The organism is Paucibacter sediminis, assembly GCF_030254645.1.
Lineage (GTDB): Bacteria > Pseudomonadota > Gammaproteobacteria > Burkholderiales > Burkholderiaceae_C > Paucibacter_B > Paucibacter_B sediminis.
In genome coordinates, this window is sequence record NZ_CP116346.1 from 4,532,111 (window position 1) to 4,544,623 (window position 12,513).

General features: G+C 62.7%; 10 protein-coding genes. All 10 read right to left on the reverse strand.

Annotated elements, in window-relative coordinates:
- The 10 genes from PFX98_RS21000 to PFX98_RS21045 all read right to left on the reverse strand — a co-directional run bounded on the left by PFX98_RS21000 (position 1) and on the right by PFX98_RS21045 (position 12,394).
- On the reverse strand, positions 1-1,182 hold the full coding sequence (locus tag PFX98_RS21000) for a TIGR03088 family PEP-CTERM/XrtA system glycosyltransferase (protein ID WP_285232430.1): 1,182 nt from the start codon (positions 1,180-1,182) through the stop codon (positions 1-3).
- Entirely contained in the window at positions 1,179-2,777 is a 1,599-nt protein-coding gene (gene xrtA, locus PFX98_RS21005) for an exosortase A (protein WP_285232431.1), read from the reverse strand. Before xrtA ends, PFX98_RS21000 begins: the two co-directional genes overlap by 4 nt.
- Positions 2,770-3,816, reverse strand: coding sequence for a FemAB family XrtA/PEP-CTERM system-associated protein (locus tag PFX98_RS21010; RefSeq protein WP_285232432.1), 1,047 nt, complete (start codon positions 3,814-3,816; stop codon positions 2,770-2,772). The genes xrtA and PFX98_RS21010 overlap by 8 nt, the downstream gene beginning before the upstream one ends.
- Complete coding sequence (locus tag PFX98_RS21015) at positions 3,816-4,673, reverse strand: XrtA system polysaccharide deacetylase (protein WP_285232433.1); 858 nt, start codon at positions 4,671-4,673, stop codon at positions 3,816-3,818. The genes PFX98_RS21010 and PFX98_RS21015 overlap by 1 nt, the downstream gene beginning before the upstream one ends.
- Positions 4,670-5,770, reverse strand: a complete 1,101-nt coding sequence (locus tag PFX98_RS21020; RefSeq protein ID WP_285232434.1) for an XrtA/PEP-CTERM system-associated ATPase — start codon at positions 5,768-5,770, stop codon at positions 4,670-4,672. Before PFX98_RS21020 ends, PFX98_RS21015 begins: the two co-directional genes overlap by 4 nt.
- 3 nt (positions 5,771-5,773) lie before the next feature.
- Positions 5,774-7,327: a TIGR03016 family PEP-CTERM system-associated outer membrane protein gene (locus tag PFX98_RS21025; protein ID WP_285232435.1), complete on the reverse strand. Its 1,554-nt coding sequence runs from the start codon at positions 7,325-7,327 to the stop codon at positions 5,774-5,776.
- On the reverse strand, positions 7,311-8,225 hold the full coding sequence (locus PFX98_RS21030) for an XrtA-associated tyrosine autokinase (protein WP_285232436.1): 915 nt from the start codon (positions 8,223-8,225) through the stop codon (positions 7,311-7,313). The genes PFX98_RS21025 and PFX98_RS21030 overlap by 17 nt, the downstream gene beginning before the upstream one ends.
- A 5-nt stretch (positions 8,226-8,230) precedes the next feature.
- Positions 8,231-9,811 carry an XrtA system polysaccharide chain length determinant gene (locus tag PFX98_RS21035; protein ID WP_285232437.1) on the reverse strand — a complete coding sequence of 527 codons (1,581 nt, stop codon included), beginning with the start codon at positions 9,809-9,811 and terminating at the stop codon, positions 8,231-8,233.
- Between the two features lie 138 nt (positions 9,812-9,949).
- The gene (locus PFX98_RS21040) at positions 9,950-10,522 is read right to left on the reverse strand and encodes an XrtA/PEP-CTERM system exopolysaccharide export protein (protein ID WP_285235662.1); all 573 of its coding nucleotides are present in this window, start codon (positions 10,520-10,522) and stop codon (positions 9,950-9,952) included.
- A gap of 333 nt (positions 10,523-10,855) precedes the next feature.
- Positions 10,856-12,394, reverse strand: a complete 1,539-nt coding sequence (locus PFX98_RS21045) for an FAD-binding oxidoreductase (RefSeq protein WP_285232438.1) — start codon at positions 12,392-12,394, stop codon at positions 10,856-10,858.
- Positions 12,395-12,513: the final 119 nt, after the last annotated feature.

The following is a 12,513-nucleotide window of genomic DNA, read 5'->3' on the forward strand; positions in this document are numbered from 1 at the left end:
CTAGGTGAGTTGAAGCGCCTTGGGTCTGGCGCGACGCTGCAGTTCGCTGTCGTAGACCTGCTGATAGCCCTGCAGCATGGCCTTCATGCTGAACTGCTGCTCGACGCGCGTGCGCCCAGCCCGGCCCTGCCGGGCCGCCAGCTCCGCATCATCGGCCAGTCGCAGCATGGCATCGGCAAGGGCTTGTGCGTTGCCGGACGGCACCAGGCTGCCGGTCTGGCCATCCAGCACCAGCTCTGCATTGCCACCCACGGCGGTCGCGATGACCGGCAGCGAACTCGCCATGGCTTCCAGTATGGTGTTGGAGATGCCTTCCGCCAAGGAGGGGAGCACAAAGCAATCCAGCCCTCGCATGACCTCAGCAACGTCGCTGCGCTCGCCCGGAAGATAGCTGAGTTCGGCCACACCGGCGTCCTGCAGCAGCGCACGCGCCGGCTCCAGCAAGGGGCCGCCCCCCACCATCACCAGGCGCAGACGCGCACGCAGCTCGGGACGCTGCTGCAGCGCCAGCACAAAGGCGCGGGCCAGGTTGAGCGGGTCTTTCACGCCCTGCATGCGACCCACGCTGCCGACGATGAATTCGCCCGCAGCACCAAAAGGGCAAGCCGGTATCGCCGCACGGCCGGCCGGGCGCGCAAAGCGCTCGATTTCCACGCCGTTGTAGACCTGGGCGATGCGCTCGCCCCGGATACCGACGCGCGCGGACAGGTAATCGGCGAGGTCGCGCGAGAGCGCGATATAGCGATGCACGAAGGGGCTGTAGAGCCGGCGCAGCCTTTGCTGACCCCGGTTGCTGCCGTCCAGGTCACCGAGATCGCGGCCATGCTCGCCGTGCACACGGATCGGCACGCCGGCCGCCCAGGCTGGCACCACCGCCTCCAGCGCGGCCAGATTGCGCGTATGCACAATCATCGGCCTGAGGCGCTTGAAAACGCGGTACAGCTCGGGGTAAAGCCAGAAGCCATGACCTGGCTTCTTATGCAGGGCGATGAACTCGACATCCTTGCGTTGCACGCGCTCGCGAAAGCTGGTGACCTCGGTAAGCGCCAGCACCGCATGCCGGTAACGATCCGCCGGAAGCTGATCGATGAGCTTGACGACGCCGTTCTCCAGACCGCCGGTGTCGAAGCGGAACACCACGTGCAGCACCAGCGGGCGCGCATCAGCAGCCGCTGTGCTCATGGCCGGCCTTCGACGGCGCGGCCGAGACTGCGTTCCAGCGCAGGCAGATGCTGTACGAGGAAGGCATTCAACTGCTGTTGCGTGACGTCACGCTGGCCCTCGGCACTGCGCGCGTAGACCACCACCGTGGCACCCAGATCGGATCGGCCGAGCAGGCGATCACGCACCAGCCACCATTGCGCGCGGCGCGCTTCTGCGGTCCAGGCACCGTTCACCCAGTAGAGCTGCAGAAGCACCATGCTCTCAGCATTGCCGCGCCCATGCCCCTGCAGGCGTGGTGCCACGTCGGCGCGCAGGGCCTGCAAGTCACTGGCAGCTGCGCGCAGCGGCACCAACTGCCGTTGCTCCAATGTCCACTGCGGATCTTCCGACCGCACCAGGGTATTGACCGAGCTGATCAGCTTGTGCTCGGCACGCTGGCTCGCATAGAAGGCCATGTAAAGGCCCACGTCCCGCTGCTCACGGCTGTACCGGAGATGCAGGCGCCCGTCGGCCCCGGGGTCCGTCGGGCTCCACTCGCTGGCGTCGAGCTTGTGCGTCTCCCAAGCCGGCCCATCTGCGGTCGGTGTTTGCAGGTGGACGACGGGCAGCCCGCGCTCCTGCGCACGCAGCCATAGGGGCGCCGCGGCGATCAGGGCAGCGCTCAGCGCCGCCACCCACCAAATCCGGGAAGCGCTGCCCGCCAGAGCCGCGGCCGCCCTCGCAGCCTGCGGCAAGGCGGGCAACTCCGGCTCCGACCAGCGCGCGCCAATCATGAACATGGCGAACATGACGACGCCGAAGAACACCCAGCCATAGATCAGATGGTCCGCGCCCGTGGCCAGTTCATTGCCGGAGAGATGCCCCAGCATCACGATCAGATAGGCACGCACCCAGTTCGCCAACACCGGCAACAGCAATGCGACCAGCACAAACAGCAGGCGGCGACGCAGGCTGCGGTAGTTGAGGTAGGCAAACAAAGTGCCAACCATCACCGAAGCGATGAGGTAGCGCACGCCACTGCAGGCTTCGACCACCGACCAGTTCCCGCTCGGAATGACGAAATTCAGCCCTTCGCGGTAGACGGGCAGCCCGGACAAACGCAAAGCCGCCACGGTGAAATCGGCGGTCCAGGTCATCAGCTGCGGCATCGCCACCTCGCCCGCCGGCACCGCAAAGAACAGAAACGCCAACGGGAAGGCAATCGCCCACCCCACTGCCGGCCCGAGCGCGGCAAGCACGGCGGACACCAGCATGATCACAAACGCATACTGCGTCAGTGCATTGAATGCACCGAGTTCGCCCAGCAGCCAAAGCAGGCCGCCAGCGCCCAGACCCAGCAAGGCGGGCCACCAGCCGGTCGGCCTTATGAAGGCCAACGCAGCCCGTTGCCGCCATACCAGCCAGCACGAGATAGGAAGCACCAGATAGGCATGGGCAAAGGTCTCCGAGCGCTCCCAGATTGCCTGCATGCCCAAGGCGGTATCTCGGTATCCCAGGAACAGCCCCAGCCAAAGAAGCGTGAGCACGACACCGTGGCGCCTCCAGGCGTCGCGCAAGTCCTTGCCGGCGGCGAGCCCCGACGTCTGCATGGTCATGCTGCTGTGTTCAGCCAAGATTCTTCACCAGGAATGGTCCGAGCCAGTTGGCCACACCGATGGGCAGCCGACGCCAGGCCCTGATCAGCAATTGGTACTTGGCATTGGACGGATTGTTCTGCGGCACCGCCTCGCGCTTGTAGAGGCAGTACTCGTAATGCAGCGGCGTAGGCTCGAAGCCCCAATTCTTCTTGAAGGCATAGGAGCCGGTACCCTGCTTGCTGCGCCCGTAGTCGAATACCTTGAGCCCGCGCGCGCAGGCACGACGCATCAACTCCCAGTACTTGAAGTCGTTGGCGGCCAGGTCGCGTGCGCTTTCGTCATCGCCGGCGTAATACGGCAGCACTTCGTCGCGGAAGTAGAAGCTCAACACCGAGCTGAGTGGCCGGCCATCGGCAGCGGTGACGGTCAGCACCTCGCAGTCGGCTCCGAACACGTCACGCAAGAGCTGGAAATAGCGCTTCGGCATGGCCGGCGTGCCATGGCGATGGACGTTGTCGGCGTAGAGCGCGAAGAAGCGCTCCACGCCCGCGTCCAGCTGGCTCTGCAACCCGTTCTTGATGCCCTTGCGCACCATCGCACGCTGCTTGCGCGGGATGGCCAGCATATTGGCTTCCTCCTCCGGCAATATCTCCTTGCGGAAGGTGACGTAGAGATCTTGTTGCGGCCAATCAGCATGGCGCTGACGCACATGGCGCAACTCAAGATGCGCCGCGCCCAGTCGCTGTGCGATTTGCTGCGCTTCGCGCTCCAGCACTTGCGCCGCCTCGTCGTTCACGGCGGCCACGCCGCCGTAGACACCGAACGGCAAGCCCACCAGTGCATGACCGAACAGCAGGCTCTTCACTTGTGCCAGGGGCAGTACCCCTTCGATGCGACCGGCACGCTCGACATAGAGAAAGAAGCAGGCATGGCCGAAGGCCTGCTGGATCACCTGTTGCCAACCGGCACGATGAAAAAAGCTCGCGTCCGGGCAGCCCATGACGAACTCGTCCCAGCGCCGTGCGGTCACGGCGTCGTCAACGCGCAGGCGCTGAACCGCCAAGTCGGCCGCCATCAGGAGGCCTCCGCGACCGCAGGCACAGCGGGCAGGAATATCTCGTCCATGCGCCCCCAGCTGAAGTCACCCAGGAGTTGGGCAATGCGGTCGAAGGTGCGATCGATGTTCACGTAATGGCGGAAACGGGTCTTGGCATCGATACCGGCCACTCGCGGCTGCTCGGCGTCGATTTCCCAGGGATGAAAGTAGAAGACGGCACTTTGGCCATCCGCGGCATTCACACGTCGCAACATCCAGCGCGACAAGCCATAGGGCAGCAGGCGGAAGTAGCCACCGCCGCTGGAAGGAAGATTGCGTCCGAGCATGCGCAGGGTCGTCACCGGCACCTCCAGCAGACCGTCTCGCACCGCGTAGGCGAAGCGCGGGGAATCGGGCATGCCGTAGTGATCATGCTGAATCGGGTAGACGCTGGAGCTGTAGCGATAGCCCGCGTCCTGCAACACGTCGAAGGCCCAGAGATTGCCGGTGCCGATGGAGAAGCTCGGCGCGCGGTAACCCAGCACGGGCCGTCCGCCAATGTCTTCGAGCAATTGCTTGGCACGCACCACGTCCTGCCGGAACGACTCGGCGGACAGGTCGCTAGCACGCTCGTGGCCGTAGCCATGTGAGGCCAATTCGTGCCCCGCATCGACGATGCGTCGCACCAACGCCGGATAGCGCTCTGCGATCCACCCGAGCGTGAAAAACGTGGCCTTGACACCCTGGGCGTCCAGCAGGGCGAGGATGCGGTCGACGTTGCGCTCGACGCGGCATTCGCGCTGATCCCAATCGCTGCGCGCGATGTAGGGCGCGAAGGCCGAGACCTGGAAATAGTCCTCGACATCAATCGTCATGGCATTGCGCACGCCGCTCATGACTTGCTTTCGCTGGAGTTGGCGGGATTGCTACGCACCGCCTCGACAAACTTCTGCAGCAGGGTCAGCGTCTGCAAATTGATGCGCTCCAGGCGCATCAGACTGGATTCCAGTCGCTGCAGCCGTTCCGCCACCTGATGTTCGCCGAGATGGCCGAAGTCCGTGGCAATGCCGTCGAGAGCGCCGGGCTCGTGCGAGAAGCGGTTCACGTCGATGCTGACGCCTTCATCGGGCAACGCGGCCAGCGCATGCCGAGCGCCCTGCGCCACCATCGACGCGGGCAACTCGCTCTCCTTGGCCACGTCGTCCAGCACTTCTTCGACGTCCGCCACCGACAAATGGGTGCGCCCGGCCATGAAGCCGAGCAGCAGCAAACGGTCGCACAGCGAGTTGATGCGGCGGGGAATGCCCTGCGCCGCGTTGTGGATGGCGGCAAAGGTCTCAGGATCGAAACTCGGCTTGCCCGTGCTGCCAGCACATTTCAGCCGATGCTCGATATAGCGCTGGGTCTCGTCTTCCGCCAGCGGTCCGATATGGCAGGTGGCCGCCACGCGTTGACGGAACTGCTCCATTTCCGGGCTTTGCAGGATCTGTCGGAACTCAGGCTGACCGACCAGAAAGGTCTGCAGCAACGACTGATTGCCGAACTGAAAGTTCGACAGCATGCGCAACTCTTCCACGGCGCGCGGGGTCAGGTTTTGCGCCTCGTCCACGATCAGCAGGCAGCGCTTTCCTTGTGCGACCTGGCCCACCAGGAACGCCTCCAGTGCCATCAGAAGCTCCGACTTCGACAGCTCCTTGACGCGCACACCGAAGGCTGCCCCAACCATGCGCAAGGTGTCTTCCGCATCGAGTTGCGTGGTGACGACGTTGCCAATCACCACATTGCTGCGATTCAGGCTGTCGAGCAGGCCGCGCAACAGGGTGGTCTTGCCCGCACCGATCTCGCCAGTGATGACGATGAAGCCGTCGCTGCGCAGCACGCCATAGTCCAAATAGGCTTTGGCGCGCCGGTGCTGCTTGCTGCCGAAATAGAAACTCGGGTCAGGACTGAGCTGAAAGGGCTTGCTGCTCAGCCCGTAGAACGCTTCATACATGCTCTAGAACTGCTGGACCAGGGTGACGATCACGGCGTTCTCCCGGTAGGGTTTGATGGAGCTTGCAAACTGCGTGTGGCGCAGATTGACCATGCCAGTGGTGCGACGCCCCAAGCGCGCATTCCAGCCGGCGAGTATTGATTTCATGCTGGTCGACTGCGTACCCAGATCGCCGCGCGTGCGCTGGTAGCTGCCGCTCAGTGAGGCAGACGAGTCAGCGGTCAAGCGATAAGACAGGTTCCCGGCCAAGCCGAGCTGTTTGACCACGCCGCTACCGGACAGATCATCAACAACGCCTGAATCCTGCGGGCCCAGACGACGCGTCTGGCTCTGGTTGATCGAACCCGTCAGCGTGGCGCGGATACCGGTCCAGGACATCGACGCCTCTTGGCGCCGCAAACGCGTGGCGCCCGCACTGATGAAACCCGTGGTCGTGACGGCGTCTGCCGCGAGCCCATTGGCCTGTAGGAACGCGCGGACAAACAGGTCCCGCTTGACCGGATCCGGCTCCGCGCTAGCGAACTGCAGGAACAGCAAGTCGTAATTGGTGAGACGTCCAGCGGCACCGTTGGCACCCGGCGCAACCGCCGTGGCGGAATCGCTCAGCCGCAGGGCAGTGCGCGACATCCGGTGTTCAAGGCTCAGGCTATGGCTGTCACCATACGAGTGGTGCTGCCAGCTTGCCTGCGCCACGGTGCGTGGCGTAGGCGTCCAGCTGCCGTCAATGCCATAGGTTGCGCCCGCGGTCTGCTTGACGGCAGCAAGGTTGCTGCGCTCGCCGCCGGCAAATCCGCCGAGCACCCAGTCAACGTCGGGGCGCCAACGCAGACCAGCCAGCGCGCTCGACGTGCTGGTGTCGCGCACGCCACCGCTGCCCAGGCTGGCGCTGGATTCGTTGCGTTGCGTCAGCGCGTTCACATACCAACTGAAACGCCGCTGTGCGCCATCCAGGCTTTCAACCCGCAGTGACGCTCCCCGGCCGCTGGTATCGCCAGCCGCTGTGCCTTTGGCACGGGTTTCCGTGGCCGTGCCACGCAGTTCGTATGTGGCCAAGCTGGACACGCGACCACGCATCACCGGACTCACGGTAAGCGAACGCAGTTCGGTCTGGTTCTCGTTCACCAGCGCATCGCTGCTGGTCACGGTCCCGAATGCTGAAATGGCCTGCTGCCCAACCAGGGCACGAGCCTCCAGGCTCAACCAGTTCTCAAGCAACTCGATGTTTGCGTTGGCATTCAGCGAATTGCTGGTACGACGCTTTTGCTCGGACTTGGCGTACAGCATGGCATTGAGGCTGTAGTCCAGCAGCACGCGCGCACGCGGGGACTGCAGCGACAAGCTGATCCCCGGGGCCAGCGTGGTCGCAAGCGCAGCGTCCTTGTTGCGATCATCAACGCGCAAATTGTCCGTCACCATCTGGGACAAGGACAGCTTGGGGACGATGCTCAGCCCGGTACGCGCTTCGTCCGGCGTGCCAGACTGGGCCTCCGCGCCAGCGCAGCAAAGCACCAGACCGAGTGACAAAAACGCAGGGGCCGCTTCAGGCCACTTTGGCATGGTCATCACTGGTGTAGCCATATCCATAGCCGTAGCCATAGCCGTAGCCGTAGCCACTGGCTGCGCTGCCGCGCGCCTGATTCAATATCATCAGCTTGAGCGGGCAGGACTCGATCGTCGCCAGCGCCTGCTGCACAGCGCTTTGCAAGGTCTTGTCGGCATGCACCACGACCACGATCTGTCCCATGTGGGAGGCCAGCACGCGCGATTCCGTGGTGAGCAGCAAGGGCGGCGAATCAAAAATAATGACGCGGTCCGAATAACGCTCGGCCATGTCGTTCAGCAGCACCGTCATTGCATCGCTGGCCAGCAACTCCGTGGCCCGCGGGTGCGGGGTGCCACTCGGCAGCACGGTGAGCTTGTCGATATTCGTTCGCAGCAGCACGTCAGAAATGGTGGCGCGCTCCTCCAAGATGTCGAGCAATCCCGGACCGGGCGGCAACCCCAACATGCGCAACACCGACGGCCGCGCCACATCGGCGTCAACCAGCATCACGGTGTTGTCCATCTCAGCCGCGATGCTCATGGCGAGATTGAGCGATGTGAAGCTCTTGCCTTCGCCCGGCAAGGCGCTGGTGACCATGATCAGATTGGCATGATTGATGGTCTCGGCGCCCTTGCCCATCGCATTCTTGATGAGCGGCCGCTTGATCACACGATACTGGTCGGCCAGCATCGACCGCGGCGCATTCGGCGTCAGCAGCCCCTGCGCCAGCAGCGCATCCAGATCAAGATCCACACGGCGCGACTGCGCCAGAGAGTCACCGCTACCCGGCGCGCGCGTGGCAGCGGGCGCGGCTGCGACGGGGGGCGAAACATTGGCCGGCGCAGCCACATCTGCACCAGCCTGACGCAGTTGTTCAAGACGCTGCGCGGCTTGTTCAATCAAGCTACTCATTTCAATTACCCCACATGCTTGGCGAGCAAAATAGCCATCGCCGTCATCCCTGCCGCGTAGGCGCCGACCAAGCCGAGCGCAGCAACGCAGAAACGGATCAGGTCCACCTTGTCGCGACGACGTTCGGAAGGATTCACCAATGCTGAAACCACGCCCAGGATCGGCAATTCGGTCCGATTGCGCAGCTCCGCCGCGTCAAGGAATACGGGCCGCAACTGGCAAGCCACAAAGGTCGTGAATACGCCGGCAGCCAAGGAGATCAACATCGCGCCCGCAAGCAGCAATATGCGATTCGGGGCAACCGGCTTGTCGGAGGCACGCGGCGGATCGATCAGACGGAAGTCCGCAACACCGCTGGCCACATCCAGCTCTCCGGATATCGCTGCCGACTCACGCCGGGCAACCAGATCTTCGTAGTTCTTCTTGTGAATGGCGTAATCACGGTTCAGCTGCGCCGCCTCGGCCTCAAGCTGGGGCGATGTCTTCATCGCATTCAAGGCTGCGCCATACCGGGACGAATATTCCTGCACACGAGCACGCAGCGAGGCAACCTGAACCTTGCTGGCGGCAAGCATGCGCATGATTTCCTGCTGCGCCGTATTCCCGGCGCCAGGCTGCGCCGGCGCGGCCTGCGCGGCCTTGCGCAACTCCGCGACTTCCTTGCGCTTCTGCTCCTCCAGATCCTTGATCAGCTTTCTGACACCGACCACATCAGGATGTTCATCCGTGTAGCGCTGTAGCAAACCGTCCAGATTGCGCTTCTGTGCGTCGATGCGACCGTCGATTTCGGGCGTGGCGATGTTCCCGACAGATGAGTCCGGAAGCAGGTTGGGCATGGCGGCACCTCCGCCGCGTGTACCAGCACCGTCGAGTTGCTGCTCGGCGGCGTCGCGGGCGTTCTCGGCCTCGCGCAACTCAAGCCGGGCACGATCAAGTTGCGCGGCCATCTCCGCGAGCCGCGACGCAGAGTCCTTGCCATCCGACGCCGTGAGTTCGATATTGCGCAAACGGAAGGCCTTCAGGCGCCCTTCCGCCTCTTCCAGCTTGGCCTCGTAATTCTTGATTTGCTCGTTGATGAAGGTTGCGGCGGTGGCGGTGTCTTTGCGACTCGCACCCAGGCTGGACTCGACAAAGATCGAGACAAAAGACTGCACCACGCGCTTGGCGGTCTCGGGATCCTTGTCGCGATATGCCAAGGTGTAGAGGTTATCCCGCGCCGTACTCTGAATCGACAAGGCCTTGGTAACCCGGTCGATCGTGGCCTCCTGCTCGGACTTTGACTGGCTCTTGAGATCCAGGTCAGCCATCCGGACCAGCTTCTCGACATTTGGCCGGCTGATCAGGGTGCGACTCAACATCACCACCTGCTGCTCGACGTTAGGCTGCACGGTCAGCCCGGACATCAGCGGCTTCAGGATGGATTGCGTGTCGACGTAAATGCGCGCGCTGGCTTCGAAGCGATCCGGCATCAACAGCACGGCAACCGCGGAAATTACACCCACCAGCCAAGCCACCACCACGCCATACCAACGGAATTTCCACATCCGCTTCGCAATGGAGAATATCTGGGCTATCAACAAGTCCATCGGAGCAACATTTGGTTAGGACTAAGGACCAGACACCCCAAGCACCCTCGGCTCTGAACGCTCATGCAAGCAGTCCAGAGTGAAGTAGCAGGAATCCGGCGCAAATAAAATATGCGGCCTATCGCTAGACCCGCAAAATCAGAAAATGCTCTGCGGCACGATCAAGATATCACCGGGCCGCATCTCGACATTGGCCGACACGTCGCCGCGCTTGATCAGGTCCTTGAGGCGCACCGAGTACTGCTTGTTACCTTCAGCCGTGCGCAGAATGGACGCATCGTTGCCAGCCGCAAAATCCGTCAGGCCGCCCACCGCAATCATCACGTCCAGCAGCGTCATCTTTTGCTTGTAGGGTAGAAATTGCGGCTTGGCGGCTTCACCGACCACGCGAATCTGCTCGCTGTACGGCCCGACGAAGCCCGTCACCACCACCGTCACCACCGGGTCGCGCACATATTTCCCAAGCTGCTTCTCGATTTCACGCGCGATCTGCACGGAATCCTTGCCCTGGACCGGCAACTCGTCGATCAGTGGCGTTGCAATCTTGCCGTCAGGGCGAACCGGCACCGCCATCGACAGCTCAGGATTTCGCCAAACAATTATGTTGAGGCTGTCGCCCGCGCCGACCACATAGCTGTAATCCTGCATGGACGCAGAAGAAGGCGCCGGCGGGAGATTGCCCGAGCTGGCGCACCCAGCCAACAAAGCCATCGAAGCAGGCACAAGCAACGCCCCCAGCACGCGCAAGACAGAAACGATTCTGGTATTCAAGGCAATTCCTCTCGTTTAACTTATGACCATTCGCGCGGCCACAGATGATCCACCGGCCGGCTAGGCTTTGATCGCTGGATCATGCCACAGCCTATCGACCCTTCCATATCCGCTGTTCAGGGGGTGGAAAAATGAGAGCGCGCAGAAGTGCACAGATCTGCGAAGCAGTGAAACCCGCCGCCTGGACGTGCTCGCGAGCCCGCACCGCGCGACGTTCCGCACCCACACCACGCCGGTCGGCGCAGCAAACACCTGGCGGCACACAACAGACGCTCAAGAAGTGCCGTATCGGCCAGGGGAAATAATCCCCATGGGGTCAAGCACGCGCTTCAGCTCACGCACGGTCTCCCAGTACTCCGCCGACACCTCCGTGATGCTGGCCATCATGTCTGTACGGGCGCGATAGACCTCAAGCCGGTGCTCCCGGATCAGCCCATACAGGGCGTCCGCGCAACGCTGCGCTGAGGCCACGGCGACCGGATCCGAGCGATCAAACAGCAAATTCGACACGGCAACCAAGGTATTCGCCATTTCGATATTGAGCGTCAGATACAGCGTGTGCTGGTGCTCTCGGGCGGTTTCGATCATTTTCTTGACGAACATCGCCACAAATTTACCGTCCATGGGCAATGCAGGGCTGATGAACAGTACGCCGCTGCTTGACTGCGCGAGCTGTTGTGCCGACAGATCGGTACGTCCGAACTTCCAGAGCAAATTGTCGACCGCCGCATCTGTCGGGATACCGGCAGCCAGGCCGTGTAGCGGCTTGATAGCAGCAATGGCCGCTGCGTTGGCCCGCGCCCAAGGGAGAAAGCGCAACGCATGCAGCACGGCATGCCCAAGCGCAAGCTTGCGATCATCCACCGTGGTCATCCGAGCCAAGCCGCCCACGCGCGCGCGGACCTCGGCCAACGCAGCATCCACCTGCCGCGCGGTACCAGCCACCCCTCCCAGGCTGGTCCATTCATGGGGAGCCACGCGCGCGGTCGCGCGCTGCACGGCGAGCTCCAACTGCCGGCCGCTGAGCCCGCATTCTGTCTGCAGATAGCTGTTCATGCCGTACTGCAAGCTGGCCTGTGTGCGCGCCTTGTTGCCGATATGCGTGACCGAGTCCATCAGCCGCTCGCGCTTGAGCGCAGCCAATACGTCAACAAACTCCCCAAGACGCTCCTGCGAACGCAAGGCCAAGGACACGGCAACCTGCCGCGGCGGTCTTGGCAACAGTTTGAAGCAGGCACTCGTTACCACGCCAAAATTACTCTGGAAGAACAGGCCGTCCAGCATGGGCCCCAAACCATAAGGGTGGCAATGACGCAAGGGCGAATCAACGCCCAACCGGCGAAAGCCGGTATGTATCAATTGCCCAGCACCGGTAACGACCTCCAGCCCAAACAAATCCTCCCGGCGCGGCCCCAAATAACCAACACCTCGATCCAATGCGTTTCCTATGATGCTGGTTGCGGCAGCCGACCCAGTGACATTGAACATCAGGCTCGGGCAATGCCGCTGAAGATGCTGGTGGAGGTCAGCCTGCGTCACACCGGGTTCAATCACGGCCACAGGGTTTAGCGGCGTGATTTTTTCCCGTATGGCTCGCATGCCGGACAAGTCCATCAACCGAGCCCCCGGGCGTACCGGGTCCGCGCCGCCATAACCCCAGTTCAACCCTGTCGAAACTGGATAAATCGCCTGCCTAGCATCACGCGCGGCAATCACCATGCGCTGCACCTCGTCGGTTGACGTCGGCCTCAGCACGTCGAGCAACGCCGGCCGCCCGCCTTCAACAACACCCTCTGCAGCTTGACTGGCCATTAAGAGCCCCATTCCAGATTTCTCACCCGCGCAAGAGTAACCAAAGTTCGCAAGGAATCACGCATTCCAAATGCACCGTTGGCGCAAAGAGATGTCGAGAAACTTTACAGCCACCCAAT